The organism is Maribacter luteocoastalis (assembly GCF_048890225.1).
Classification (GTDB): domain Bacteria; phylum Bacteroidota; class Bacteroidia; order Flavobacteriales; family Flavobacteriaceae; genus Maribacter; species Maribacter luteocoastalis.
Genome location: NZ_JBMFZG010000003.1, coordinates 27,085 through 53,543, shown reverse-complemented (window position 1 = coordinate 53,543; position 26,459 = coordinate 27,085). Strand labels below are relative to the sequence as shown.

Annotated in this window: 25 protein-coding genes, 1 tRNA gene and 1 pseudogene; 12 read left to right on the top strand and 15 right to left on the bottom strand. The window is 36.6% G+C overall.

Annotated features, from left to right (window positions below; genetic code table 11):
* Positions 1-269 precede the first annotated feature (269 nt).
* The gene (locus ACOCEA_RS07410) at positions 270-1,154 is read right to left on the bottom strand and encodes a sterol desaturase family protein (protein WP_420755588.1); all 885 of its coding nucleotides are present in this window, start codon (positions 1,152-1,154) and stop codon (positions 270-272) included.
* A gap of 208 nt (positions 1,155-1,362) precedes the next feature.
* Here ACOCEA_RS07410 and ACOCEA_RS07405 point away from each other — a divergent pair, with 208 nt between their 5' ends.
* Positions 1,363-1,569 (top strand): YgaP family membrane protein, encoded by a 207-nt coding sequence (locus ACOCEA_RS07405; RefSeq protein ID WP_420755587.1) that lies wholly within the window; start codon positions 1,363-1,365, stop codon positions 1,567-1,569.
* Between the two features lie 156 nt (positions 1,570-1,725).
* Complete coding sequence (locus ACOCEA_RS07400; RefSeq protein ID WP_420755586.1) at positions 1,726-3,033, top strand: NAD(P)/FAD-dependent oxidoreductase; 1,308 nt, start codon at positions 1,726-1,728, stop codon at positions 3,031-3,033.
* 80 nt (positions 3,034-3,113) lie between these two features.
* Here ACOCEA_RS07400 and ACOCEA_RS07395 read toward each other — a convergent pair whose 3' ends face one another.
* Both ACOCEA_RS07395 and ACOCEA_RS07390 read right to left on the bottom strand, forming a co-directional pair.
* Positions 3,114-4,454: an OprD family outer membrane porin gene (locus ACOCEA_RS07395; protein ID WP_420755585.1), complete on the bottom strand. Its 1,341-nt coding sequence runs from the start codon at positions 4,452-4,454 to the stop codon at positions 3,114-3,116.
* Positions 4,455-4,460: 6 nt separating this feature from the next.
* A complete protein-coding gene (locus ACOCEA_RS07390; protein ID WP_420755584.1) occupies positions 4,461-5,501 on the bottom strand; it encodes a c-type cytochrome in 1,041 nt (346 codons plus the stop codon).
* 203 nt (positions 5,502-5,704) lie between these two features.
* Here ACOCEA_RS07390 and ACOCEA_RS07385 point away from each other — a divergent pair, with 203 nt between their 5' ends.
* The 6 genes and pseudogenes from ACOCEA_RS07385 to ACOCEA_RS07360 all read left to right on the top strand — a co-directional run bounded on the left by ACOCEA_RS07385 (position 5,705) and on the right by ACOCEA_RS07360 (position 9,458).
* Complete coding sequence (locus ACOCEA_RS07385; RefSeq protein ID WP_420755583.1) at positions 5,705-6,232, top strand: DsrE family protein; 528 nt, start codon at positions 5,705-5,707, stop codon at positions 6,230-6,232.
* 10 nt (positions 6,233-6,242) lie between these two features.
* A complete protein-coding gene (locus ACOCEA_RS07380) occupies positions 6,243-6,833 on the top strand; it encodes a class I SAM-dependent methyltransferase (protein WP_420755582.1) in 591 nt (196 codons plus the stop codon).
* 66 nt (positions 6,834-6,899) lie between these two features.
* Positions 6,900-7,148, top strand: a pseudogene (locus tag ACOCEA_RS07375) (cytochrome d ubiquinol oxidase subunit II); the annotation flags it as partial.
* Positions 7,149-7,240: 92 nt separating this feature from the next.
* Positions 7,241-7,798: a YeeE/YedE family protein gene (locus tag ACOCEA_RS07370; RefSeq protein ID WP_420755581.1), complete on the top strand. Its 558-nt coding sequence runs from the start codon at positions 7,241-7,243 to the stop codon at positions 7,796-7,798.
* 4 nt (positions 7,799-7,802) lie between these two features.
* Positions 7,803-8,216, top strand: coding sequence for a DUF6691 family protein (locus tag ACOCEA_RS07365; RefSeq protein ID WP_420755580.1), 414 nt, complete (start codon positions 7,803-7,805; stop codon positions 8,214-8,216).
* Between the two features lie 393 nt (positions 8,217-8,609).
* A complete protein-coding gene (locus ACOCEA_RS07360; RefSeq protein ID WP_420755579.1) occupies positions 8,610-9,458 on the top strand; it encodes a universal stress protein in 849 nt (282 codons plus the stop codon).
* Between the two features lie 33 nt (positions 9,459-9,491).
* On the opposite strand, the gene ACOCEA_RS07355 is transcribed toward ACOCEA_RS07360, so the two are convergent.
* The gene (locus ACOCEA_RS07355) at positions 9,492-10,589 is read right to left on the bottom strand and encodes an efflux RND transporter periplasmic adaptor subunit (protein WP_420755578.1); all 1,098 of its coding nucleotides are present in this window, start codon (positions 10,587-10,589) and stop codon (positions 9,492-9,494) included.
* Positions 10,590-10,709: 120 nt separating this feature from the next.
* On the opposite strand from ACOCEA_RS07355, the gene ACOCEA_RS07350 reads away from it, so the two are divergent.
* Positions 10,710-11,561, top strand: a complete 852-nt coding sequence (locus tag ACOCEA_RS07350) for a universal stress protein (protein ID WP_420755577.1) — start codon at positions 10,710-10,712, stop codon at positions 11,559-11,561.
* Positions 11,562-11,585: 24 nt separating this feature from the next.
* Here the strand turns inward: ACOCEA_RS07350 and trxA are convergent, their stop codons facing one another.
* Positions 11,586-11,885, bottom strand: coding sequence for a thioredoxin (gene trxA, locus ACOCEA_RS07345; RefSeq protein WP_420755576.1), 300 nt, complete (start codon positions 11,883-11,885; stop codon positions 11,586-11,588).
* 116 nt (positions 11,886-12,001) lie between these two features.
* On the opposite strand from trxA, the gene ACOCEA_RS07340 reads away from it, so the two are divergent.
* On the top strand, positions 12,002-12,844 hold the full coding sequence (locus ACOCEA_RS07340) for a universal stress protein (protein ID WP_420755575.1): 843 nt from the start codon (positions 12,002-12,004) through the stop codon (positions 12,842-12,844).
* A gap of 546 nt (positions 12,845-13,390) precedes the next feature.
* Here ACOCEA_RS07340 and ACOCEA_RS07335 read toward each other — a convergent pair.
* From ACOCEA_RS07335 to ACOCEA_RS07325, 3 genes are all read right to left on the bottom strand, one after another.
* Positions 13,391-13,464: transfer RNA gene (locus ACOCEA_RS07335), tRNA-Pro, on the bottom strand.
* 170 nt (positions 13,465-13,634) lie between these two features.
* On the bottom strand, positions 13,635-14,546 hold the full coding sequence (locus ACOCEA_RS07330) for an alpha/beta hydrolase (protein ID WP_420755574.1): 912 nt from the start codon (positions 14,544-14,546) through the stop codon (positions 13,635-13,637).
* Between the two features lie 27 nt (positions 14,547-14,573).
* Positions 14,574-15,308: a M15 family metallopeptidase gene (locus ACOCEA_RS07325; RefSeq protein WP_420755573.1), complete on the bottom strand. Its 735-nt coding sequence runs from the start codon at positions 15,306-15,308 to the stop codon at positions 14,574-14,576.
* Between the two features lie 156 nt (positions 15,309-15,464).
* Between ACOCEA_RS07325 and ACOCEA_RS07320 the strand changes: the two genes are divergently transcribed.
* On the top strand, positions 15,465-16,586 hold the full coding sequence (locus ACOCEA_RS07320; protein ID WP_420755572.1) for a glycoside hydrolase family 130 protein: 1,122 nt from the start codon (positions 15,465-15,467) through the stop codon (positions 16,584-16,586).
* 54 nt (positions 16,587-16,640) lie between these two features.
* Here the strand turns inward: ACOCEA_RS07320 and ACOCEA_RS07315 are convergent, their stop codons facing one another.
* The 6 genes from ACOCEA_RS07315 to ACOCEA_RS07290 all read right to left on the bottom strand — a co-directional run bounded on the left by ACOCEA_RS07315 (position 16,641) and on the right by ACOCEA_RS07290 (position 23,854).
* Complete coding sequence (locus tag ACOCEA_RS07315) at positions 16,641-18,707, bottom strand: glycoside hydrolase family 3 protein (RefSeq protein ID WP_420755571.1); 2,067 nt, start codon at positions 18,705-18,707, stop codon at positions 16,641-16,643.
* Between the two features lie 134 nt (positions 18,708-18,841).
* Positions 18,842-19,123, bottom strand: coding sequence for a hypothetical protein (locus ACOCEA_RS07310; protein WP_420755570.1), 282 nt, complete (start codon positions 19,121-19,123; stop codon positions 18,842-18,844).
* A gap of 21 nt (positions 19,124-19,144) precedes the next feature.
* On the bottom strand, positions 19,145-20,470 hold the full coding sequence (locus tag ACOCEA_RS07305) for a sulfatase family protein (protein WP_420755569.1): 1,326 nt from the start codon (positions 20,468-20,470) through the stop codon (positions 19,145-19,147).
* Positions 20,471-20,571: 101 nt separating this feature from the next.
* On the bottom strand, positions 20,572-21,393 hold the full coding sequence (locus tag ACOCEA_RS07300) for a sugar phosphate isomerase/epimerase family protein (protein WP_420755568.1): 822 nt from the start codon (positions 21,391-21,393) through the stop codon (positions 20,572-20,574).
* A 13-nt stretch (positions 21,394-21,406) separates the two neighbouring features.
* Positions 21,407-22,129, bottom strand: a complete 723-nt coding sequence (locus ACOCEA_RS07295) for a gluconate 2-dehydrogenase subunit 3 family protein (RefSeq protein ID WP_420755567.1) — start codon at positions 22,127-22,129, stop codon at positions 21,407-21,409.
* A gap of 3 nt (positions 22,130-22,132) precedes the next feature.
* Positions 22,133-23,854, bottom strand: coding sequence for a GMC family oxidoreductase (locus ACOCEA_RS07290; protein WP_420755566.1), 1,722 nt, complete (start codon positions 23,852-23,854; stop codon positions 22,133-22,135).
* Between the two features lie 199 nt (positions 23,855-24,053).
* On the opposite strand from ACOCEA_RS07290, the gene ACOCEA_RS07285 reads away from it, so the two are divergent.
* Positions 24,054-25,427 carry a Gfo/Idh/MocA family protein gene (locus ACOCEA_RS07285; RefSeq protein WP_420755565.1) on the top strand — a complete coding sequence of 458 codons (1,374 nt, stop codon included), beginning with the start codon at positions 24,054-24,056 and terminating at the stop codon, positions 25,425-25,427.
* A 1-nt stretch (position 25,428) separates the two neighbouring features.
* On the opposite strand, the gene ACOCEA_RS07280 is transcribed toward ACOCEA_RS07285, so the two are convergent.
* Positions 25,429-26,445: a LacI family DNA-binding transcriptional regulator gene (locus ACOCEA_RS07280; protein ID WP_420755564.1), complete on the bottom strand. Its 1,017-nt coding sequence runs from the start codon at positions 26,443-26,445 to the stop codon at positions 25,429-25,431.
* Between the last annotated feature and the right edge of the window lie 14 nt (positions 26,446-26,459).

The window sequence follows — 26,459 nt, the reverse complement described above, 5'->3', positions numbered from 1 at the left end:
ACTAGTGAATATACTATAGAAGATAAGCGTTACGAAATGGATAATCATCTTGTGCATCCGGTCTACGGAAATTAAAATATTGGTTATTGCGGTCTTTAGTTGTGGAGAATAGTAGAGAACTTTCCTCACCAGATTTGCTGGTTAAACACCTTTCTTAATTACATTAAGCCATAGCTTGGTAATATCTGCCTACAAGTAATGTTAATGAACAAGCTAAAAAAATGGCGGCACCATTGTAAGTGTTGGAACAATAGCAAAATTATTTAAAACTAAGAGTGTGGCTTATCCTTAGGGCCAAAACCATACAAAATCTGCTTAAAGAATGTTTTTGGCATCTCATCATCTCCAGGATATCCTAACGTAATGCTTCCACTATCTTCAGGAATATAATTGGTTTTAAAAATATAATCCCATAAACTTAAGCTTATTCCAAAGTTAACACCGTAGGTGCCTTTGGGCAATGTATAGGCATGATGATACAGATGCATTACCGGGTTGTTAAAGATATACTTAAAAGGCCCCCAGGTTATTTTAATGTTTGAGTGATTAAAATGGCCAATGGTTATGGCCAAAAAATGAACAATATATGCCTGTTCTGGTTCAAAACCACCCAATATCATCACCCCAAATGTTTTTAATGGTTTGTAAAAAATATTTTCCATCCAGTGGTAACGTAAATGAGCGGCAAAACCCATTTCCTTAACGCTATGATGTACTTTATGAAATTTCCATAAAAAGGCATATTTATGTAACAAAACATGCGTAAACCACTGTACAAAATCCAAGATTATAAAGAATATAAGAAGTTGGGCCCAAGAAGGCAATGATGTTATATCCATTATTGCCAAACTACTTGCTTTAATGCCTATATCCTTAAAAAACAACTGTAACACCCTATATACGCCACTTATAACGATAGCGAACAGAAAAAAATTAAAGAACATGTAAAATCCGTCTAACCAAAAATCCTTTCTAAAAATTCCCTGTTCTTTTCGCCAAGGGAACATAATTTCCAAAAACCAAACCACTAAGGAAATAATGATAAGACCCCAAAAATAATTGGTATACCAAGGCACATCGAAAATTATAGATTTCCAGGTCCAATCCATAGTTCCCATAAATGCGTTCCAAAAAGCTTCTAAATAATGCTTCATTTGTATAGATAGTATATTCAAAGATAAGGGCTTACCTAATTTTTAAAAGTAACAAATGTTACAAATTATTAAGATTTGAATTATTAACTTGTACTATGAAATTTAACAAAGTACTTAAACTCATAGCGGTATGTATTTTATGTATTGCGATAATAACAGGAATAGTATTCTTTGTTGAAAATGTATTAACCAACTAAATTTATCCAATATGAAAAAAAACATGGGCGGTTTAGACCGTACAATTCGAATTATTGCTGCATTAATTATTGCTGCATTATTTTATTTTAAAGTAATTGATGGAACTTTAGCGTATGTGTTGTTAGCAATATCCGCAATTTTCCTATTAACAAGCTTTATCAGCTTTTGCCCACTATATACCCTCTTTGGTATAAGTACTTGTAAGGTAAAAGAATAAGAATCCATCACAAATCATAAACACCTGCTTCGATTTATAGAAACGGGTGTTTTGTTTTTGGTTACCATACCCTTAATTAGTTCTTGTGTAACAAAAGTTACACTATTGATAATTTATACACCCTATATTTATATTATCATTAAAATTGAACACTAAATGAGCTCACATCATCAAATATTGATTATAGGCGGTGGAACCGCAGGAATCATGGTAGCCGCGCAATTACTAAAACAGAAACACGCCAAAGACGTTGCTATCATTGAACCATCGGATACACATTACTACCAACCTGCTTGGACTTTAGTTGGTGCCGGTACTTACGACTTTGATAAAACGGCAAGACCTATGCCCTCCTTAATACCTAAAGGCGCCACTTGGATCAAAGATAAGGCTACCGGGTTTGACCCGGAAAACAACACAGTCAAAACAGCTACTTCGGGTGATATTACTTATGACTATTTGGTGGTAGCGCCAGGTTTGGCATATGATTATAGCCTAGTACCTGGCCTAGGTGAGGCCATGGACAAAGGTGTGGTTTGTAGCAACTATACCGATCCAAAACATACATGGGAGGTTATTAAAAACTTCAAAGGTGGTACGGCTTTATTTACACAGCCTACCACACCGATAAAATGTGGAGGGGCACCACAAAAAATAATGTATTTGGCAGAAAGCTACTTTAGAAAAAGTGGTGTCAGAAAAAAGACCGATGTTGTTTTTGCTACAGGTGGCACGGTTATTTTTGGAGTAAAGGAAATAGCCAAAACATTAATGAAAGTGGTTGATAGAAAAGATATCAATCTTAGGTTTTACCATAAATTAGTAGCGGTTGATGCTGATAAAAAAATTGCATGGTATGAGTTAGGTAAGGATATTTCGGCAGGCGGTTGTGTAGTTATGTCTGGTGAAGACGATGATAACCATTTGGACGAGTCTTTCCAGTATAATTATAAGGATGTTAAAGTTACCGTAGAAGGTAATAGATATGGTATACATTATGATATGTTGCATACCGCACCTCCATCTGTTGCTCCAAAATTTGTTAAAGATTCTGTATTGGTAAATGATGCAGGTTGGCTAGATGTAAACCACCAAACCATGCAACATAATAAATATCCAAACATTTTTGGATTAGGAGATGTTGCTGCTTTACCAACTGCTAAAACAGGGGCTGCGATTCGCAAACAAGTGCCAATTGTAGTAGATAATGTAGACATATTGATAAAATCCCATAAATTGGGCAGCAAAGCATATAACGGCTACTCATCATGTCCTTTGGTAACGGATTATGGCAAAATGGTATTAGCTGAATTTGATTATAATAACAATTTTACTCCAGACCCAAAATTAAAACAAATGTTGGTGTTTGATTCATCTAAGGAACATTGGAGGTTGTGGATATTGAAGAAATATGGTTTGCCCTATCTATATTGGAATAAAATGATGAAAGGTAAGGATGTTTAAAAAATTCCCCCAATACATTAAAAGATGAAACCATTTTGTTTCATCTTTTTTTATTAATATCCCTATTTACTTCAATATGTTTAAAAATTATAATTCAGTATTATGTTAATATTGACCATGTCGGTTTTATTAAAATAAAAATTTGGGTTTTCTGGGATATTGCCATCAGCAATTTTTGTGGTTACCAAAATCTCCGGCTTCAATTGCTTTAGCCTTTTAAAGTTAAAAAATACATCAAGGTTGATATGGGTATAATCTGGCATGGCATATTTGTTTAAAATAGGATCTTGTACAGATGGTTTCCAATGCTTACCTAAACTAAATATGGTCCTCATGTCTGCTTTATCCTTAATGAGGGGAACTAAAGTATTATAGTGAAACACCAAGGCGTGGTTATTGGCAGAACCCTCACTTCTTTCCCGCTTTTGAAAGCTAAACAGGTCCTCCCTACCCCACTCCCTAGGAAAAAGAAACTGTCCTCCAGTGACTATATGATCATAGCCCAAAGTAATTTGAGATGTCTTCCATGTATAATCTATTTCTAAACCTAAAACATCCGCTGTTGTATCTCTAAAATATTGAAAAGCTTCTTGGGTATTGCCACCATTTCCAACTTGGTTTTGATGCAGCCACTCCCCATTTATCGTTAGTTGTGGTGTTAATCGTAAACTTGGTTTTACATACAACGAGTTAAATATATTTTCTACATAATAATCCCATGCATCCAATTGAAAATTATCCGAGACCTTAAGATTATAATTGGATACCAGAACATAATCAGATTTTGTATTCCCAGCATATAAACTTGTCTGTCCCGTATAATTTCTTCCAACAGCATAAGTTCCAATACTTTCCCCTATTCCAAAATATTCCCCTGTTGATCTAGGGGCTATTTGGTTTAAAATTCCCAATTGTAGGGTATTTTCTTTTTTAGACCTGAACTTATACCAAAAGCCCTGAACCAGTGTGGGTATCATCCTTCCATCCTCCGGATTTATGAAAGGCGTATTAATTTTCATCCTACCCAATTTAAATTGATGACGGTCTAAACTATAATCCACATAGAGTTCTCCCAGTAGAAAGATCATGTCATTTTCTACATTCAATATATCAAAAAGGCCTTCTTCATATCTACTTAATTTTCCCGTTTGGGCATCAGCAATCGTCAAATCTTGAAGCCCTAAATTGGTTGTGTTGTATATCGCTGTACCAAGATGTAAGCGTTTACTTAATCCATATTGATATTTGATATACCCTCCTGTGGCCAAAGCGCTATAGTCTTTAAGTGAACCCTTATTCACCGTATTCGAAAAAAAGGTACGCCATTGACCAGAGAATTGGCCTTTCTTTTCTGTTGCTAACGACCCCTGTGCTATAGAAATAATGGGCAGTAAAATTAGCAGATATAGTAAGTTCCTCATGAATAATTATTTGGCCTTGGAGATGTTGTACTTTTCCTTGTAATAGGAAATGATTGGTGGAAACGGACCGTATTTATGTTGTTCTGGAGTAAAATTATCTTCCCATGGACCATTAGGAGTAGAAACTGGTTTTAATTTCTTATCTGGATAATCGAATTCAGCATTTGACTTAATTGGCCTGTTAAAACTATTGATATATCCTGCTACATGATAGGCCTCTACATCTGTTAATTTGGGGTTTTCCCATGTAGCCAAACCAAATGGCATATTACTTTTAATGAACTCGGCTGCAGTAATTACCCGGTGCATCCCAGCACCATGGTTATAACTATCGGGACCCCATAAAGGTGGGTATAGATACCCCGTAGTACCACCTGGTTTTTTAATACCTTGCCCATTGGCACCATGGCAAACCATACATTCTTTATCATATACTGCCTTTCCTATTTCCAGGTCTACTGCTTCATTCGGTATTTTTATTTTAGGATAGCCTTTGTAGACTTCTATCTGTTCTGTGGGTAAACCTTCTCCCAACCAATCCATATAGGCAACGATAGCATTCATTTCCTTAGAATCTTCAGGTAATTGCTTTCCATTCATACTGCGTTCCATGCAACCATTGATACGATCCTTAATACTTCCAATTTTATTGGACCTGCCTCCAAATTGTGGAAAACGGTCGACCACTCCCACCCAAGATGCCGAACCGGCTTGTGAACCTTTTTGTAAATGGCAATTGGTACAAGCCAGATTATTTCCCGCATACCGTTTTGCCGTTTCCTTAGCCTGAGGCCCGATATACAGAGTGGTTTCAGTTACCAGTAGATATCCCAGTTTCACATCTGAGGGCATAGCATCTTTTTCAAGCTCCATTAAAACATTCTTGGGTTCCCATTTGTTATTTACAACCATCACTTGGTCTGGTAAATCTAGAATGATTTTGTTGGGTTTATATGTTAGAAGCCCTATGAACATTATCGTAATTAACGACAACACACTTAAAAACAACCAAAACAAACGTCTTGTCAAAAATTTGAACTCCTCCATAACCTTGGTAGAAATCTTTACCCCAATAAACCGCTAAATTAGTTTTTTGAATTAGGTTTAACAGTAACAATTGTTACAGATCACTTATTTAGGAAATAGTATTTTTAGCCACTTTTAAGTCCATCTGTATAATTATGCCAGAACCAAATTTTAGTATATTCAAAACCATAAAATAATGGGCAACCATAAATTCAAATAACTGTATGAAGAATAAAATGATGATTACCGCTCTATGCCTTACTTCTGGCTTATTATTTTCGCAAGATTGGGAAACCCCTGTAATTAATGGGTATGGGAAAATTAAAAATTTTGAAGATGTAGCGGTTAAACCAAGCTCAGATTTAAAATATAATTTGGTGTTTGATATTAAGGACGACCGTGAAATGGACGGTGTGAATATAGGCCTTTGGAAAATTGCCAGGGTAATAAATATGCTAGGGTCTTCCAACATTCCCAGTGCTGAAGTTCATATTATAGCAGCCATCCATGGTGGGGCAACCTTCTCATCATTGAGCGATACAAAATATCAAGAAAAATATGGGAAAGCCAACCCAAATGCCGAATTATTGGAATTATTGAACAATTATGGAGTTAAACTATATGTTTGTTCCCAGGCTACGGCAGCTCGGGGAATTACTGCAGAAGATTTAAACCCAAACACCCAATTAGCGCTTTCTGCTATGACCGTACTTGCCAATTATCAGCTTAAGGGTTATGCGTTAATGCCTTAATTGGTAGATTATGAGAGATTTTTGGAACCATCGTTATGCAGAGGAAGGTTTTGCCTACGGACAATTGCCTAATGCCTATTTTAAACAGGAACTAGATAAATTGCCTGTTGGTTCTATATTACTTCCTGCTGAAGGTGAAGGTAGAAATGCGATTTATGCCTTAAAAAAAGGGTGGCATGTTCATGCTTTTGATTTTAGCCCTTCTGCCATGATAAAAGCATTGGAATTTGCGAACGACGAAAAATTGCCATTACAGTATGAAGTATCCGATGTACTATCTTTCTCTTCCGACAAAACATATGATGTACTTGCCTTGTGTTATGCACATTTCCCCGCCAATATTAGAAAGGAAGCCCACAAACATTTACTACGATATTTAAAACCTAATGGTACTATTATTTTTGAGGCTTTCGCCAAATCTCAACTGGGAAATCTTTCCGGAGGGCCCAAAAATATAGACATGTTATTTTCTATTGAAGAAATCAAAAAAGAATTTAACGGAATAGCTTTTAACCACCTCACTGAAACTAAGGTAGAATTAAACGAAGGCAAATATCATCAGGGAGAAGCATCCGTGATTCGTTTTACCGGTAAAAAATAAATCAATCCTTAACTTTCTTAGAGATGATTAGAAATATTTTCATCATAAAAAAATGCGGTCTTTTTCTTCTCATCCCTTACTATTACTATTTCCTTTTTATTGGTACTGGTTGCCATTGAGTTATATCCTGTACTTATAGTTAGCAACCTTGACCCAAATTATTCCGTTACCATTTACAATGCGGCATCTTCCCAAAAATCATTAGGGATTATGTTGACTATCGTAGTTATTGGAGCACCTCTTTTGGCTGGTTATTTCTTGTTCCTTTATAAGACATTCCATGGCAAAGTAAAGTTAGATGATACCAGCTACTAATTGCTTTAAGAATTGATTTACCACTTATGTAACCTATGTTACATTATGCCTTGGTCTAATGTTCGTACATTTGCAAATCGTAAATTATAATTATGAATTGGATATATGAACCTTGGCCGTGGTATGTGTCTGGCCCAATGATCGCTCTTATTATGTTCTTATTGATCATGGTAGGTAAAAATTTTGGAATGTCCTCTAATTTAAGAACCATGTGTACGATATGTGGTGCAGGGAACAAAGCTGATTTTTTCAGGTTCGATTGGAAAGCGCAACGATGGAACTTGGTTGTGGTACTTGGGGCTATAATTGGTGGGTTTATTGGTTCTGAACTGTTAAGCAACGATTCCTCTGTTGCGATTAATCCTGATACGATCAATGACTTAAAAACACTTGGTTTTGAAAGTGCAGGTTCTGCATACCTTCCTACAGAAATGTTTTCCATTGATGCCTTAATGGATGTTAAAAATTTAGCACTGCTCATTATTGGTGGCCTCTTAGTTGGTTTTGGCACCCGTTATGCGGGTGGATGTACCTCCGGGCATGCCATCTCTGGATTGAGCAATTTACAATTACCCTCTTTAATTGCGGTAATTGGTTTTTTCATTGGCGGATTGGTAATGATCCATTTAATTTTCCCTTTAATATTCTAAGATTATGAGAACAGTTTCCTATCTATTAATTGGTATTGTATTTGGAATTACCATGTTTAAATCAGAAGCAGCCTCTTGGTTTAGAATTTATGAAATGTTCAAATTTGAATCGTTTCATATGTACGGAATTATTGGTTCTGCACTTGTTATAGGGATACTTATGGTTCAACTCATCAAAAGACTATCTATCAAGTCATTCCATGGGGAAAAAATCATTTTTCATCCAAAAGCCAAAAGCTTTAGCAGATATATGTTTGGAGGTATAATCTTTGGATTAGGTTGGGCATTGGCAGGCGCATGTCCAGGACCTATGTTCACTTTAGTAGGTGCTGGTTATGTTCCTATTTTTATAGTAATTGCTTCTGCTATGGTGGGCACCTTTATTTATGGTTTGATAAAGGATAAATTACCCCATTAAAATAGTTTAGTTACACTAAAGGGCATATTGCATATACTTCCAAATGCAGAATTTAAAAACGATTCTGCATTTCTAAGTATTGGATTTGCCTTTACATCCAAAGACTAGCCCAATATGAGAAGCTTATGATTTAACATATCCTAGTTTACGAGGATACCTTATCAAAAAGTAACCTACTTTACCAAGTCATTACTTTCTACTACATAAAGAAAATCTAGTTCTTCCAGGTATGTACTAATGGTCTTTTTACAACCTCCGTATTTTAGTTCCTGAATTTTTAAAAAATGCAGTAATACACTAAGTATTTACTTGTAAGGTGCTGTATATATGATAATTATCATTACAGAACAAATACATTTATTATACTTTGTTAGCACTATAATCAAATTTGTTATGAAGACGATTCTTTATGCTACGGACTGTAACCCTAAATCCTCAGCTGCATTACGGTACGCTGAAAACTTAACTGCTACTTTAGATACAAGACTCCTAGTACTTTATGTTTACGATGTGCCACCAATTATGGGAAGAATTATAAAATCGAAAGAACAGGTAGGTCGTAGTTTAAAGGATGAGAAAACAGAATTCATGACCAACTATTGCGAACAACATTTTTCAGGAAAAATCAATACAACCAAAGTTCATTATATTGCTGAATACCATACTTCTATTTCAGAGGCCATACTTAACAAAACAAAGGAATTTGATGTAGACATGCTCCTCATTGGCATGAAGGATGTACATACTCAAAGAGGCATTTTCTCAGGTAATATAGCAAATAAAATACTGGAGAAGGTAGCATGTCACCTATTGATTGTACCTAATAACATTGCTAATAATGAATTAAGGACAATTGTATATGCCACAGATTTTGAGGAGGACGATATTGAGGCCATCTCACAAGTATTGCCAATTGCCATTGCCTTTGATGCCACCATCAAAATAATACATATAGATACCCGAGATAATAAAAAAGGAAATGAACAGATGGCATGGTTCAAAGAAATGGTATCCCAAACTGTAACCTATACACCCATAACTTTTACGATAGTAGAGGCTGATTCGATATCTGAAGGTTTACGTAGGTTTATTGGAAATGAAAACGCCGACGCAATTGCTTTATTGGAAAGAACGGAACAAAATATATTAAAAAAACTCTTTCATAAAGACACCATAAAAACGATTGAATCACAGATTAAAATACCTTTATTGGTTATCAACCAAAAGGTTATCAACCAATAACCTCGTATGTATTACGTTTGGCATTACACATAATTATTCAGGTCTAATAATATATGTGCTACTATTTAGACCTCCAATAATTTCTACAGTATCTAAACTCATAAGGCCTGTCTTTACCTCTATCAGGCCAGCTTCTGTCCTAAGCTTGTTTCCTTCAATTAGATAGGATTTAGGTATAACCATGGCATCCACTTTATGGGCAATGACAATATTCCCCTCACCGGAAAGTCCAGGGTATAGAATTTTTGGGAGTGTGTCAAATTTGGCTTCTACCTTAAAAGTTTGCGAACGTTCATCTTTCCTAGGGTATATCTTACTTACTTTCGCCTTAAAAATTTCGGTTCCATAAGCATCCAAGGTAATAAATACCTGTTGTTCAATTTCAACATTCACAATATCCACCTCATCAACCAATAATTCTATAACAAAATCATCGGCACTACCAATAGAAGCTAACGGTTCCATAGTACTTACCAACTCGCCAGTCTTTTTAAAAAGTGCGTAGACCTTACCATTTATTTTACTCGTCACCGTAAAATCCCTATTGGTCACCAAGGCGGTCCGGTAATTATTTTCTGCTGTTTCTAACTGAGTCAATAATTCATTTTTGGTACGTTCCAGTTTACCATTCAAAAGTGCTAAGGCATTGCTAGAAAGTTCATAAGCCAATTTACGATTGTCGTATTCTGTCTGTGATCCTATGTGTTCCTTCCATAACCTTTTTTGGCGAAAATAATTTAAAGAATCATTTTTCAACCTTAACTTGGCTGCATTAATTTCATCCCTTATACCGTTTAGGACCGTTGCGCTACCGCTATAATTTTTTTTTGCTAGTTCTAAACCTAACCTGGCATTATCTGTATTTAGCTTGGGGGTCGTATTTATTATTTGTAAAATACCCTGACCTTTTTGTACCACATCACCTTCATTCACTAAATTTTTATCTAAAATTCCTGCTACAATGGCGTAGGCCTGATAAAGACTGTCTGGCTGTATAGTGACCGAAGAATAAACAGATTCTGTAATGGTAGTAACCGTTGGTAATATCTTTTGCTCAGATGACCCACAAGACAAAAACAAGGTTAAAATTATGATTCCTAAAGTGATGGCACGGGATACTTTGACCAACATACACAATGTAATTAAACAATGAATAAAGTTAACTATGTGACCATTAGATAATAATGATATTTATCATACTGTAGATAGGATACTAGAACTATCTTCAAATACAAATTGAAAAATAAACTCATGAGAAAGATTTTAGTGCCCACGGATTTTTCTGACAATGCTTATCATGCACTGCGTTATGCCATGCATCTTTTTAAAAATGAACCATGTACTTTTTATCTTTTAAATGCCTACGCTAAGGAAACAAGTATCTTGGCTGTACCTTTATTAAAACAGACAAATACGAAATTGTCCCAGACTGTACGGCAATCTGTTAAACATAACCTAGATCAAGTACGTGAAATTGCCAAAAAAGAGGGCATAAATCCAAAACATACCTTTAAAACATTACCGATTGCCGACACGCTTTTGAATGCCATAGGTAAAACGGTTTTGGACAATAGTATTCAGTATATTTTTATGGGTACAAAGGGTACTACAGGCTTAAAGACGGTGTTCTTTGGAAGTAACACGGTTAAAGTAATTTCAAAAATCAACTTTTGCCCATTGATAGCCGTTCCTATGGAATTTGAAATAGATACCCCAAAAGAAATAGTATTTGCCACGGGTTTTGAACATGTATATGACACCTATGAATTAAATCCTATGATTACGCTTGCTAAAATTTGGAATGCTAAAATACATGTGCTTCACCTTATAGCAGGAAACGGGGAAACAAAAACAGAAGCTACTGCTAGAAAGGTTATTGAAGACAGACTAAAAGATATACAACATGATATTTTAGAAGTAACCAAATCAAATAAGATTTCAACCGAGATAGAAAAAATCACCGCGCTAAACCCAGCTATAGGCATGGTAGTAATTATTAATTACTGGCATAGTTTCTTAGAAAAGCTGACACACGAATCTGTAATTAAAAACATTACTTTCAACACCAAAGTTCCATTATTGGTGCTGCATTTACCGGATTAAACCGCTATTATGGTTACCATTCCCTTATCGTGCAGCGTTGATGGCATCCACAATTTCATGTTTTGGTAGTGCCCCAGACTTACGCCATAGTAATTTACCGTTTTTAAATAAAATCATTGTGGGTACCCCCCTAACTTGATATTTACCAGCTAGTGGTTGGTTTCTATCCACATCTATTTTTACAATACGAACAGCATCTCCCAATTCAGCTTTTACTTGTTTAAGTGTAGGTGCCAACATCTTGCATGGGCCACACCAATCGGCATAAAAATCTACCAACACCGGTGTTTCAGAAGCTATCACTTTTTCAAAATTACCTTTCATTCCTAACACTGATTTAAATAATAAAGTTACAAAATACAGGAAAGTGAAAACTGACCAATATCATGGTTTTAACGCTTTCTTACATTTAGCTTTAGCTTTAAATAAAATATTTTCCCATGTTGCACATTCTCCTACCAACCGATTTTTCTGAAACCTCATATAATGCGATTACCTATACCATGAAGCTTTATAATAAAGTGGAGTGTACATTTTATTTGCTGAACACTTTTACACCAGCTATTTACCATGCAGACTATATGTTGGTAAACCCAGAACAGTTTAGCATTTATGAAGCCTATAAAAATGATTCGGAGACTAATTTAAAAGCTTTGAAAGAAAAATTGGAATACGAATTACCTAATTATAAGCATGAGTTGGTTATACATTCGGTTTTCAATATCCTAATTGATGAAGTAAAGGATTTTGTAAACAACTATAAAATTGATTTTATAGCCATGGGTACCAAAGGAGCCACAGGTGCTAAAGAAATTTTTCTTGGTACCCATGCCGTTCATATCATTAGAAAATCAAAGGTGCCGGTACTTGCTATTCCGCCAAACTATAACTTTAAACCACCAGAAAAAATCCTTTTTCCGACCGACTATGAGGTAGCGTATGAGAAATCTTCAATGCAAGTACTTTTGGACATTGCCAATGACCATGGCTCAAGTATAGATGTCCTTCATGTTTCCTATGGTTATGATTTGTCTGAAAAACAGCAAAAAAATAAAAGACTGTTAGACAATGTAATGGTAGACATTCCCCATCTGTTTCATATGTATCCAAACCAAGAAGTAATACAGGCCATTACCAATTTTCAAGAAAAAAATGATACACAATTACTGGTCATGATACAAAACAAACACACTTTCATAGAACGAATATTTATAGAACCTATTATCAAGAAAATAGGCTATCACATTACTACTCCGTTCTTGGTAATGCCTGATATTGATTAATTTAAAAAAACACCCTGATCACTGCATTTGGCGTAATACCTAAAGAGTTTTGCTATATTTTCTCGGCAGTACCCATTGTATTTACCCTAAAGTAAGTATTGATGTACTGTTTACGGAAAAATAGGACTACCCAAACTTTTTTATTTTTTACAATTTGTTTGAAGAGCTTAAAGTTGCAGATACAAAATGGGATGACAAACTTTACCTAATCCTAATGAACACTAAGTGCAAATGTGAAACTAAAGTCAAATCTTGAAATAAACTAATTTCAAAAAGCTCTCTTAGGAAAATAAATTTTCAGGTAGTGATTTTTCACTTTAACTTGTCGGGATGATAGGATTTAGATAATCCCAATAAACCCTCATTGTAAATAAAGCTTCGTTTTATTATAAAACAAAAGCTTTGGTTCTCTTAGGAAAGCAGGATTTGCAGAATCCTTTTACATCGCTATTGATGCAAATTAAAGCGAAGCTTTAATTCAGCCAAATGAGAAAGGTTTTCTTAAGAAAGTAAACTTTCTACGAAAACCCTTATCGCTTTAGCTTGTCGGGATGACAGGATTTGAACCTGCGACCACTCGACCCCCAGCCGAGTGCGCTACCGGACTGCGCTACATCCCGAATTATAATATATAAAACCAACTCTACCTTGCTTTGTAGTTTATCAACGGTAATCAAGATCACTATAGTGCAGTTTATCTTGAATTCACCAAAGAGCTACATCCCCAAATTGGATGGCAAAAATAAAAAAGTAAAATCGATTACCTCCTATCTTTCTGTAAAATTTAGAGCTAACGCAAACTTTCAATCCATTCAAACATTCTCTCCGTCCAGCCACGCAGATGGATATCATTTCTTGCTAGTGAAAATCCATGACCACCTTTTGGATAAACGTGCATAGTTGCTGATACACCGTTATTCTTTAAGGCCTGATAGAATAACAAACTGTTTTCTACCGGTACGGCCTCATCATCTGTAGCATGCATCAAAAAAGTTGGAGGCGTATGGGAGGTCACCTGTTTTTCATTTGAAAAATGTTGTACCAAATCCGCTGATGGATTTTTACCAATTAAATTCATTTTAGAACCTCCATGTGTGCTATTTCCAAACGAAATTACCGGATAACCCAATACCATAAAATCTGGCCAAGCACTTTCTTGATCCGCATCATCTACATATTCGTAGACCTTTTCATTGAAATGAGTACCCAAAGTTGACGCTAAATGACCTCCGGCAGAAAAACCAATAATTCCAATTTTATTTGCCGCTATATTAAAGGTTGCTGAATTATGTCGAACCAACCGCATCGCTCTTTGGGCATCCATTAATGGTACATAGTGCTTATCCTTTTGGGAAATATCTGAAGGTAATCGGTACTTAACAACGATTCCCGCAATTCCTTTACCATTAAGAAATTTCGCGATATCCGTCCCTTCCCAATCATAAGCCAGAACGCCATAACCGCCACCTGGAAATATTAACATCGCTTCCCCAGTAGCATTTCTTTGCGAAGGCAGATAAACTTCTATGGTTGGTTTTTGCACTTTACTAATTATAAGAATACCCTCATTCTTGTGGATTTCCTTTTCACCACTTTGAATAAAGTTAGGAACCTTACCCTCTGGCCATAATGGTATAATGGTATCTTGAGAAAGCAAATTGAGACTTATTAAAAATGCGGTTGTTAAGATTAGTGTTTTCATTGTGCTCTTTAAAAGTTAACCTGGAATTTATCTTTCGCAATCCCATTTAAAATCGGCAATCTTATCATTAGAGGCTATACCTAGGTTATAATGCCACCATTCTGTTCTTATACTCCAAAAACCATGATTTTCCATGGTTTCCTTTAGTAATTTTCTATTATCCAAAATTTCTTGGGGAAGGTCCATATTGTCATGATAGGCCATTTTTCCAAAAAAATCAAAATCGGTACCCATATCTAATTCCTTACCATCCAAAGTAACCAAGGTAATATCCACTGCCCCACCCTTGTTATGAATGGATCCCTTTACGGGGTTAGCAACGTATTGTGGATTGGGAACGATAGCCCACATTTTGTATTGAACTGAATTGGGTCTATAACAATCGTAGAACTTTATTTTTACCCCATGTGCCTTAAAGGCCTCGTTAGCTGCCAATAAGGCCTTGACCGTCTTTACTCTGGTATAGCATTCTGCACAGTCATACACCTTGGCTTTTAGAAAATTATTCTCTGTGGCATATCGAAGATCGTACGCAAATCCATCACTATAATCCACCAATCTAACAAAAGTAGTATCTGCAAGGCCATCTAAATTTTTAAAGATAGGCTTGGATACATTACTCTTAATGACAGTATCTATTTGTAATACTTCTGTTGGATTTTCTTGAACCAATTTGGTTTTAGCATTGGTACTTCTTTTACAGCCAATAGCTAAAACCAAATAGGCCAACACTAAAATATCCAAGTTTCTAGAAGAAGACATTTCGCTAAAATAGTAAGGTTTGAAGATACAGATCTTTTTTGTATCAAAAATCTTAGAACTTTTGATTTTAGAACACAAAATTAGCATTTTTCTACCTTTTAGTTGAATTTCAATAGAGGTGCTTTATCTTTAAACAAATTCAATTAAAAAAAAATTATGAGGTCTATCATTTTAATTATTTCAGCATTTTGCGTATTTCTTATATCATGTAAAACAGATCAAAGCAAATCTCAAAAAGCAAAAAAAAATAAGGAACCTTGGATGCTTGGTTTTGAAAAAACAGATATAAACCCCATAATGAAATCAGACTCAACTTATATTTTTTTAGACCCTATACATAAAAAAGAAGTGCAATGGCAACGAGCAGATGTTTTTAATCCAGGGGCCATAGTTAGAAATGATACGGTTTTTCTCCTTTTTAGGGCAGAAGACAATCCCGATGCCATTTTAGGGGAACGTACCTCTCGAATTGGTCTGTCTTACAGTACTGACGGTATAAATTTTACCAAATACCCAAAACCAGTACTTTTTCCAGATAATGATGAATTTGCCAAGTGGGACCAACCAGGTGGAATAGAAGATCCGAGGATAACAGAAATGCCAGATGGTAGTTATGTAATGCTTTACACCAGTTGGAACAATGATATTGCGCGACTATCAAGTGCTACCTCCAAGGATTTAAAAAATTGGACCAAACAAGGGCCTGTTTTTGAAGAGGCCCATGGTGGAAAATTCCTAGATATCTGGAGCAAATCTGGTTCTATGGTAACGGAATTGATTAATGGTAGATTAATTGCTAAGAGGATTAATGGTAAATACCAAATGTATTGGGGAGAACTATATGTAAATCTTGCACAATCTGAAGATGGAGTTAATTGGGTGCCTACTTTAAACCAAAATAACGAACCTCTTCATGTTTTTGAACCTACCTTGAACGAGTTCGACAGCCATTTAACGGAGCCTGGACCACCCGCATTATATACCGATAACGGTATTCTTTTATTATATAATGGCAAAAATTTAAGTGGCGAAGGTGCAACTACCAAATATCCAGAGGGCACCTATTGCGGTGGCCAGGTTCTTTTTGATAAAAATGACCCAACAAAATTCATAAAAAGGTTAGAAACACCATTTATTTGCCCAAGTTTACCACATGAGGTTAGTGGCCAATATAAGGCAGGGACAACCTTTATAGAAGGTCTTGTATATTTTAAGGACAAATGGTTTTTATATTATGGAACGGCAGACTCTATGGTAGGCCTTGCCATAAAGGAATAAACCATATGCTATCCACCACTCTACTATATAAAGTATAACGCTATCCTTTTTCCATCAATAGGATAATCCTTCATGGAAATTGAATAGGGCATATCCCTCACCTTCCATATAGCCGGGCACATCTGACTTTTGAGTCTGTGCAGCTTGATCTGAAACGGGCGTGGAAAATGGCATTTTAGCACTTGGCGTGAATTTTCCCGTCAACACGTCTAAAATTGCTTCAGGTGTGGTTCCAAAAGTTGCCAATACCGCTTTGATAGTTGATGAGGATTGGTTGTAAACTTCATCAATGGCCCATGGGTTACTATAGTTGACCACTAAAACAGTCGGCTTTTTAGAACTCAGTCGATTGATATAATCGATATCTACGTTGTTTTTTGACAAACTCACATGCAACGGTGACCCATCAGACTCAAAAAGCGACGGTGATTTTGGAATTACCCATACTACAATTACATCCGCTTTATCGGGGTTATCAACGATGTCAATATCCCAATCGTTCGCTTCTGGGGCATAGATATTAGAAGACTTAGCACCTTTCTTTGGGTAGTACGTTTCAAAATATACTTTTGTTTTTGACCGGATTGGGAGCGACTTCGTTTCGCCATTGTCTTCATTGCGTAGTAAAACGATGGACTTACGCATGGCGACATCCGCCTTTTCTTGAAACTGTTTTTTCCCTACGATTTTTTCAGCCATATCCACATCCGTATATGGATTCTCAAAAAGTCCTAATCGAAATTTTTCCAAAAGCAATTTCTGAACAGATATATTGACGTTTTCATGCAAATCTGGATTGTTTTTCAAGGTTTCTATCAGTTGTGTCGGGTCGGCCGTTCCAGAAAAAATATTCACACCAGCTTCTACCGCCTTCTTATAACGTTCAATAACGCTCAACTGCTCTACCCCCCAAGGCATCATATGGATAGGACCGGTATCAGAATTTATAATTCCATCAAAACCAAGTTCTCCTCTGAGTACATCTTGTAAGATAGGCTTGTTATATGCATAGGCAACTTGCTCATATTTAGTGCCAACCGGAAAAGAATAGTAAGGCATAATTGCCGATGTGCCTGCCGCTATTGCCGCCTTGAAAGGTATTAAGTTATTTTCAAACATCCCCCCAGGAAAAACCTCTCGTTTTCCCCAGTCAAAATGTGGATCTTGACCACCCTCGGTTGCGCCTCCTCCTGGAAAATGTTTTGTAGTAAGCGCTATTGAAGTGGGCCCTAGCCTTTCACGCTGAAAACCCAAAACCACGTCGCGTATCATTTGTGAAGCAAGCTCGGCATCCTCACCAAAAGTACCCTCTACCCTTTGCCAGCGTGGTTCCGTTGCTAGATCGGCCATATACATATACCCTTTTCTAATACCCGTTGCCAACCATTCTTGTCTAGCGATATCTGCAAATTCACGAACCAATACCGAATCACGCATGGCTGCCAAACCGAGCTCTCCAGGCCAAACAGAAAATGGAGTTTTACCAACACTAAGCCCGATTGAGGCATCTATTGTGATATGGTTTCTAGGATTGGAAGCAATTATTGCAGGGATACCTAAACCATCACTTTCGCAAAGGGCCTGCAAGTTATTCGACCATTCGGCCAATATTCTTGGTGTGGTGTTCGCGCGTAATATAAAATGTCTTTCATGAAATTGTGTGACCGCCTTTGTTGTTCCAGCAGCAAAAATCATTGGATAATCCAATGGTTTTCTGGTGAACATATTCACACTTCTTACCATATCTGTTTCATTAAAACCACTAGTAATGGGGCCCTCAGATTGCGGGGTATCAAAAGACCAATCATTTTCTAATCTAGTTGTACTTATAAGCATAAAACCGGCCTTTTGCTCCAAGGTCATTTTCGATACCAGATCATTACTTCTTTCCTCGTCCGTCAACCTCCAATCTTCGTAATCATCTAATAGACCATTACGATTTAGGTCCTTGAACTGCAAGCCCTCCATGGTTAATATAGTAGCGCTGCGGTAACCCAATAAGGGTTGTTGTTTTGACTGGGTTGAAGTGGGCACCGTCGCTTCCTTACATGACCATACCGTAAGCCCCAAAATCATAAGGCCTAAAAGAAACCGAACACTTAAACTCTTAATATTTTGCATTTTTTCCAATATTTATCCAATTTCCTAAATTATCGATAATTATCGATAATTGTTGAATATTCCTTATTTTTCTATATGTTTTTTTACTGAAACTGTGCTTCAAAATAGTATGTTTTCATAAGCTGAGGACTATATTATTCTTCAAAATATAGAATCTCGCTGTCCAAATAACCTATTCGTTCTGCCTTTGCCTCAAAAGTCATCTTGGAAGGAATAGGTTCTGTGTACATATTCCATATGGAGTCTTTGGGATTTTTCCATACAATAGATACATCGGCTCGTTTATTTAATAAATGGACACCATCCTCTTTTTCCTGTATTTCCAAAGGTGGTAGTTTAGGTTGATGTCCGTTTGGCAACCATTTGGCAATCAAATCCCTTTCATCAAATATCCCTAAATCATAGGTTTGCTTCATCCAATCATTAAGAAGTTTACGCTAATGTACTAAGGTGTCCCTAAGCTTTGGTTGGTCAACAAGATTATTTAATTCATATGGATCTTCCTGTAAGTCGTATAGTTCTTCTTCTGGTTTGGGTGCTTTAAGCCAAAGTGATTGTTCCTTATTTAACTTTCCTTCTGCATATAACCTACGTAATTCACGCATCATGGGCATTTGTTCTCGATAAGAAACAGGTATGGCATGTGGTAAATCCGTATTAAAACTTCGGATATACTTGAAACGTTTTGAACGTACAGCTCGTAATCGGTCATAAAATTCATCAAACCGATCTGAGGAATGAAACGTATATTTTTTTTCCTTCTGTACTCCATAAGCTCCAAATTGTGCTACACCTTGCATCACTTTGGGTGGTTCAATGACTGCCATTGAAAGAACGGTAGGGGCATAATCAATAAAACTAATAAGACGTTCATCCTTACTGCCAGCTTTCTTGTTTTCTGGAAACTTAATAACCAAGGGTACTTTTAAACCAGAATCGTAAAGCGCCCTTTTATGCCTAGGAAAAGGACCTCCATGATCTCCATAAAAAAAAATAATACTGTTTTCATAAAGACCATCTTCTTTTAGGTCTGAAATAATTTCACCTACTTGGTCATCCAATCTTTTGAGGTTACTGTAATTAACAGCAAAATCATGCCTTACAATATGGTTATCAGGAAAATAGGGAGGTACTGGAACAGTTTCCGGGGCAACAAATAAAGAATCCTTTCCTCTGGCCCATATCTGCGATTCATGGCAAACTCCAAAATTGAAAACAGCAAAAAATGGTTGGTCCGATTTACGTTTTCTCCAATGACGGTCCTTACTGCTTTCATCCCATGCGGCATCGGTCCGTTCAAAATTATAATCCTCTTTAGGTCCGTTAATTGCATAATACCCATTTTTTCTAAGGTATTCGGTAAACATTTTTACTCCATTGGGAACAATTGGAGAATAACTTGGTAAACTATCTAGTAGCGGTTCGTTAACTTCTCGCCATGGTGTATAGGTACGCATATTATGTGTGCCTAGACTGGTTGGGTACATACCAGTAATCAAAGCACTTCTGGCTGGTGCACATACGGGTACAGGAGAAACTGCATTGGTAAAAGTAACGCCGTCTTTAGCCAATGATTCTAAATTTGGTAAAGAGATGGTGCTGTCTCCATACATTGGAAAAAAGTCAGGCGATTGATCCTCTGCCACCAACCAAATAATATTAGGCAGGGCTTTTTTTACGTTGCCTTCATTATGCTTTCCTTCATTTTCGCATCCTAACAAGAATGACCCTATAAGCAGGAAAAAAAACAGTATATTTTTCATTACCGGAAGCCTTAATGGTAACTAAAGATACTGGATTTGGACGGTTTTGTCTAATCTCCAAATCCAGTACTCCTCTTCCTCTTAAAAAACTCTAAATAACTCTATTCAAGGCTTTTCAAATATTCCAAACTTTTAGGTACTTGTGAAACAACATTTGAAGATTCATCTTCTATGAACATATATTCAATTCCTAAGTTTTTGGCTTCAGCAACAACACCTTCAATATCAATTTGACCAGAACCTAATACTACGTTAGTCTCCACATCCTCATGACCTGTGTTATTCCCTTGTATACCTTTCTTCATATCTTTTAAATGAAGTAAAACGAACTTGGTTGGATATTTTTTCATGAGTGCCAAAGGGTCCGCACCTCCATGTTGAGCCCAATAAACATCCAATTCGAACTTAAAATCAGTTGCATTTTCTGCCATGTAATCAAATAAAGTACCATCATTATAAGGTCTAAATTCGTATCCGTGCGCATGATATGCCAGTATTAAGCCATTCTTACTTAAAATCTTGCCCGCTTCATTAAACACTTTTGTAGCTTGTATGGTCTCCTCCAAGTCCCATTTATTGTCATCGTGGGGAACCCAAGCACACATCACATATTTAGCACCAAAATCTTTGGCATTTTCAACTACCTTATCAAGATTCTTTTCCAAATCCTCAAATCCAGCACCAATACTTACTACCTCTAATTCATTTTTAGATAATAAAGCTTTGAACTCAGGCAAAGGCATACCGTAGGTCCCTCCACCCTCAATTTTGGTAATTCCCCATTCATTTATTAACCCTAAGGTATTGGAAACATCTTGATCAAATTGATTTCTAAGGCTATATAACTGTAAACCTACTTCTTGTGCTTGTGTGAAAAAACTACCAAAAACTATAACCACTAGTACGGTCACTAAATTTTTCATTTTATAGTTTCGTTTATGTTAATAAATTTCCTTGATCATCCCACTCGGCAATAACACCTCGTTTACTCTGATCAATACATTTAGCGATCCATTCTGGATCATAGGCAACTCCATGTTGATCTAAAACATCCTGTGGTACGCCATCCCAAACATTTGGGGTATTTCCTTTGTACCCTAAATCTGCTATACCCACTTTAGATGTGTAATAACCTGTAACTGTCAAACCCCGCATAGTATAGAAAAATTGGATTTCCAAAGGTTGTTTGTCCAAAGGAACCTCTACGTCATGCCAACAAATTTCATCACAAATCTGTTTTTTCTGCTCTAACGTTGCAGATTTAAATTCGGTTCCAAATTCTGTATTGCTTTTATGATCTAACCACATTAAACCACCTAATAAAGTAGGTGCCATAGAGGGTATATCCTTGCCCATAAATTCTACCAGGTCAGGAACACCTGCTTCTATAGGGCCACCATGGGGTTCTTTGGGCGGAAGAATAACAACACTTAATGCCCCAATAGTTTCCATCTCATGTTCATTAAAAAGTTGTTCTGCGTTTAATTTTTTCAAACGTTCCAATTCTTCCGGTGTACGTCCAAAATACTTCTCACTACTCTCAGCAATCGCCTTATCAATAGTTTCACTATTTTCTGGATTACATGCGTTGAAAACCAAGCCAGAACCTGCTGCGGCCCCACCAAGTAGTAATGTCTGTAAACTCTTTCTTCTATCCATCTTCTAAATATTTTGTTGCTTCAATTGTTCTATAATATAATCTGATGCCCTCCATGATAGGGCCATAATTGTCCATGTACAGTTCTTATCTGCCTGTGAAACAAAAGGACCAGCATCTACTATAAAAACATTATCAACATCGTGTAATTGTTGATACTTATTGGTAACTGAGGTTTTAGGATCATCGCCCATTCTTGTAGTACCTACCTCATGAATAATTTGCCCAGGGGCAAGAAGGCCATAATCTTTATCCTTACCTGGTTTTTCATTTAAAGGTATACCTCCCATATTGTGAATTAATTCTTCAAAAGTATCCTGCATATGTTTGGCCTGGTTAATTTCAAACTCCGAATGCCTATAATTAAATTTCAAAACAGGAATTCCAAATTGGTCTACTGTGGTTGGATCTATTTCACAATAATTATCCTTTCTAGCTATGGCCTCACCTCGTCCACCGAAACCAATTACTGAACCATAGTATTTCTTAACATCATCACGAAGACTGTCTCCATAACCTCCAACTTTAAGTCCAAAATATTTGTTCATACCATTAGGGTCCCATCCAAAACCGTAATTAGGTTGCCCCATACCACCCCAAACCTCGATATGATAACCTCTTGGGAAATTTAACTTGGAATTGTCTCCCCACCACGGTGAATACACATGCATACCCCCTACACCGTCTTCGTTGTAAGAAGTTTTTCGGTTCATTAAACCAGGAATTACACCAGAGGCACTTGCTCCTGTGGAATCATGAAGATATTTACCAACAATATCACTACTATTGCCCAAACCATTTGGGTGTTGTTTACTTTTAGAATTTAAGAGTATTCGTGCTGAACTACAGGCAGATGCAGCCAATACTACAACTTTCGCCTTTAGTTTATATTCCTTTCTATCATCCTTACTTATGTACGATACGCCTGTAGCCTTGCCTTCTTCATTTGTTGTAATTTCCCTCACCATTGAGTTAACAAAAATCTTGACTTTACCACCACTTTTTTGTGCTGGGAATATTAAGCAACTACCCGCTGAAAAATCAGCATACACCTGACATGATCTTGAGCATTGTCCGCAATAAAAACAAACGCCACGGTCATTATTAATTTTCTTGGTCAACATTGAAAGTCGACCTGGAATTACAGGAATTCCAGATTTTTTAGCACCGTTTATATAAAATAACTCATGCAATCTTGGTTTTGGCGGGGGAAGAAAAAATCCATCTGGATCATTTTCCCTACCTTCATTGGTACCAAAAACACCTATTAACTTATCTAGCTTATCATAATAAGGCTTAACATCTTCATATCCTATAGGCCAATCATCTCCATGGCCATCACGTGTTTTTCCTTTAAAATCTTTAGGTCCGAACCGTAAGGAAATACGGCCCCAGTGATTTGTACGTCCTCCAAGCATTCTTGCACGCCACCATTTAAAATCAGTACCCTCTTCATGGGTGTAAGGTTCCCCTTCAACCTCCCAATCTCCCCAAGACATATCCCACTCACCAAAAGCCCTGTCAGTACCTGCTCCTCTTCTAGGGGATTCATAAGGCCATTTTAATTGTGTCATGGTTACTGGATCCGCAGGGTCAAAATAAGGTCCCGCTTCTACCACGGCAACATTTAATCCGGCATCTGCCAACTGTTTGGTGGCCATACCACCACCTGCTCCCGAACCTACAATAATTACATCATAGATTTCTGAAGATTCCTTTATTTGCATAATTTGTAGTTTGATTATAGGTACAATTTAAAGAATTTATCAAAAAAAAGAAGGTTTTTCAATATATTAACAACACAAATTCATGAATCATTTGATTGCATTTAAAAGTTATTTCTTTCCTGATTATATTTAGAAGTGTAAAAATCATTTTATAACTTTTACGAATAATTGACAGCCTAGCGTTTAAACCAAAAAAAAAATGAATAATCAACCGTATCAGTTAAAAAGAAGGAATTTTATAAAAGGAGCTACCGCATCACTCTTACTTTCTTCCGTTGGCACCTATGGATTTGAATTTTTCAAGGATGAAAAACCAAAACGAGTAGGTTTAATTGGAACAGGGTGGTATGGTACAAGTGATTTATTCAAACTTATACAAGTTGCCAATGTTGAAGTAATTTCTTTGTGTGACGTGGATTCCAATTTTTTAAATGAAGTTGCAGAACTTGTGTCAGAAAGACAAAAAAATGGTAAAAAGCCCAAATTATATTCAGATTACAGGGAAATGCTAAAAAAGAGTGATTTGGACATTGTACTAATTGGCACGCCGGATCATTGGCATGCCCTAATGTGTATCGAAGCCTTGAAGTCCGGAGCACACGTTTACGTTCAAAAACCTATTAGTGTTGATGTGATAGAGGGAGAAGCTATGGTAGCCGCAGCTCGAAAATATAATAAAGTGGTTCAGGTAGGTACACAAAGAAAAAGCACACCGCATTTAATTGATGTTAAAAAACAAATTGTTGATGCTGGCCTACTTGGCAAAGTTGCACATGTAGAAATGTGTTGCTATTATCACATGCGTGCCAATGGAAATCCTCCTTTACAACCAGTTCCCGATTTTCTAGATTATGAAATGTGGACCGGACCTGCTCCACTCAGACCTTATGACGGTATTCCACATAGAAGGTGGTGGCGTACATTTAAGGAATATGGTAATGGGATTATGGGCGATATGTGCGTTCATATGCTGGATACTGTTCGTTGGATGTTGGATTTGGGGTGGCCAAAACGCATTAGCAGTGAAGGTGGCATATATGTTCAAAAAGACGGTAAGTCCAATATTTCAGATACGCAAACAGCAATTTTTGAATATGATGACTTAAACTGTGTATGGCAACATAGAAGCTGGGGGTACCCTGCAGACCCAGAATATCCATGGGCCTTTATAATTTATGGAGATAAGGGCGTTCTTAAGGGAAGCACTATGCAAGCGGACTTTATTCCTTATGGCGAAGGAGAACCTTTACACTTTGATGTTCTCTACGAAAAAGAAAAATATCCAGAAGATTTAGTGGAAAAGGATAATGAACTTAATGCGGCACCAGCTACAAGAAGACATATGATAAACTTTTTAGAAGCGATAAAAAATGGAACTAGACCTATTGCTGATATAGAAGAAGGGCACATTTCTACCGCTAGTTGTATTCTAGCCAATATGTCCATGGATTTAAAAAGACCTTTGGTATATGATCCTAAAACCAAAACGGTCGTAAACGACCAGGAGGCTACAAATTTACTGGAGAGAACGTATCGTGGTACCTGGGTTCACCCCAATCCCGATACTGTTTGATCTATTGAAGTTTCTTTGTAGAATCGCGAATCAATAAACTGGTTTTAACCACTTGCGTCTTAAATGGTTGGGAAGGGTTTTTAATTCTATTGATTAAACGTTCGGCTGCCCTTTCACCTATATACTTGCCATGTTGACTCACCATGGTCAATGATGGAGTTACGTATTTTGATAACTGTCCGTTGGTAAATCCAATTATAGAAATATCCTCGGGAACATTATACCCCCTAGCTTTAACTATGTGAAGTATTTTAACAGCAGTTATCTCGTCGAGGCCCAAAATACCATCAATCTGTTTATAATTTAATAATAGTGACATTAAAAGTTCCAAATCAGCATTTGGTTTGAAGTCTATTACCAATTTTGGATCAAACGCTATCTCAAATTCCAACAGTGCCTTTTTGTATCCCTGCAACCTTAATTGGCCCACACTGGATTTACCTATAGGTGAAACAAATGCAATATTTTTACAACCAATATTTAGAAAATGTTTTGAACTCTTATAACCTGCCTCAAAATCATCTACGATTACCTTATCACAATCTATCCTATCCGAAATCCTATCAAACAACACCAAAGGTATTTGGCTATTTGAAAGATCACTTAATGCATCTATTTTATCATTTACCTGCGTTTCTTCCGATAAAGAAATAATGAGACCATCTACGGTACCAGAATCCAGTAACTCTAATGTTTTACATTCCTTTTCATACGATTCATCACTAATGCAACTAATTATATTGTACCCATGCTCATTGGCAACCTTTTCAATACCATAAAGTACCTGGACGAAGAAATAATTTAAAATATTTGGCACGATTACCCCTATGGTCTTAGTGCTTCTATTTAAGAGGTTTAAGGCAAGCTTATTGGGTTTGTAATGTTGGTCCTTGGCAAATTGCTGTATCTGCTTTTTTAATGCATTACTTATCTCGTGGCTATCATTCACTGCTTTAGAGACAGTAGAAATAGAAACACCAAAATGTTTGGCAATATCCTTTAAGGTTATTTTTTTCATGAATTAAAACCAAA

Coding starts and splice junctions, on each gene's coding strand:
- ACOCEA_RS07410 (WP_420755588.1), bottom strand. CDS start 1,154: ATGAAGCATTATTTAGAAGCTTTTTGGAACGCATTTATGGGAACTATG.
- ACOCEA_RS07405 (WP_420755587.1), top strand. CDS start 1,363: ATGAAAAAAAACATGGGCGGTTTAGACCGTACAATTCGAATTATTGCT.
- ACOCEA_RS07400 (WP_420755586.1), top strand. CDS start 1,726: ATGAGCTCACATCATCAAATATTGATTATAGGCGGTGGAACCGCAGGA.
- ACOCEA_RS07395 (WP_420755585.1), bottom strand. CDS start 4,454: ATGAGGAACTTACTATATCTGCTAATTTTACTGCCCATTATTTCTATA.
- ACOCEA_RS07390 (WP_420755584.1), bottom strand. CDS start 5,501: ATGGAGGAGTTCAAATTTTTGACAAGACGTTTGTTTTGGTTGTTTTTA.
- ACOCEA_RS07385 (WP_420755583.1), top strand. CDS start 5,705: ATGAAGAATAAAATGATGATTACCGCTCTATGCCTTACTTCTGGCTTA.
- ACOCEA_RS07380 (WP_420755582.1), top strand. CDS start 6,243: ATGAGAGATTTTTGGAACCATCGTTATGCAGAGGAAGGTTTTGCCTAC.
- ACOCEA_RS07370 (WP_420755581.1), top strand. CDS start 7,241: ATGAATTGGATATATGAACCTTGGCCGTGGTATGTGTCTGGCCCAATG.
- ACOCEA_RS07365 (WP_420755580.1), top strand. CDS start 7,803: ATGAGAACAGTTTCCTATCTATTAATTGGTATTGTATTTGGAATTACC.
- ACOCEA_RS07360 (WP_420755579.1), top strand. CDS start 8,610: ATGAAGACGATTCTTTATGCTACGGACTGTAACCCTAAATCCTCAGCT.
- ACOCEA_RS07355 (WP_420755578.1), bottom strand. CDS start 10,589: ATGTTGGTCAAAGTATCCCGTGCCATCACTTTAGGAATCATAATTTTA.
- ACOCEA_RS07350 (WP_420755577.1), top strand. CDS start 10,710: ATGAGAAAGATTTTAGTGCCCACGGATTTTTCTGACAATGCTTATCAT.
- trxA (WP_420755576.1), bottom strand. CDS start 11,885: ATGAAAGGTAATTTTGAAAAAGTGATAGCTTCTGAAACACCGGTGTTG.
- ACOCEA_RS07340 (WP_420755575.1), top strand. CDS start 12,002: ATGTTGCACATTCTCCTACCAACCGATTTTTCTGAAACCTCATATAAT.
- ACOCEA_RS07330 (WP_420755574.1), bottom strand. CDS start 14,546: ATGAAAACACTAATCTTAACAACCGCATTTTTAATAAGTCTCAATTTG.
- ACOCEA_RS07325 (WP_420755573.1), bottom strand. CDS start 15,308: ATGTCTTCTTCTAGAAACTTGGATATTTTAGTGTTGGCCTATTTGGTT.
- ACOCEA_RS07320 (WP_420755572.1), top strand. CDS start 15,465: ATGAGGTCTATCATTTTAATTATTTCAGCATTTTGCGTATTTCTTATA.
- ACOCEA_RS07315 (WP_420755571.1), bottom strand. CDS start 18,707: ATGCAAAATATTAAGAGTTTAAGTGTTCGGTTTCTTTTAGGCCTTATG.
- ACOCEA_RS07310 (WP_420755570.1), bottom strand. CDS start 19,123: ATGAAGCAAACCTATGATTTAGGGATATTTGATGAAAGGGATTTGATT.
- ACOCEA_RS07305 (WP_420755569.1), bottom strand. CDS start 20,470: ATGAAAAATATACTGTTTTTTTTCCTGCTTATAGGGTCATTCTTGTTA.
- ACOCEA_RS07300 (WP_420755568.1), bottom strand. CDS start 21,393: ATGAAAAATTTAGTGACCGTACTAGTGGTTATAGTTTTTGGTAGTTTT.
- ACOCEA_RS07295 (WP_420755567.1), bottom strand. CDS start 22,129: ATGGATAGAAGAAAGAGTTTACAGACATTACTACTTGGTGGGGCCGCA.
- ACOCEA_RS07290 (WP_420755566.1), bottom strand. CDS start 23,854: ATGCAAATAAAGGAATCTTCAGAAATCTATGATGTAATTATTGTAGGT.
- ACOCEA_RS07285 (WP_420755565.1), top strand. CDS start 24,054: ATGAATAATCAACCGTATCAGTTAAAAAGAAGGAATTTTATAAAAGGA.
- ACOCEA_RS07280 (WP_420755564.1), bottom strand. CDS start 26,445: ATGAAAAAAATAACCTTAAAGGATATTGCCAAACATTTTGGTGTTTCT.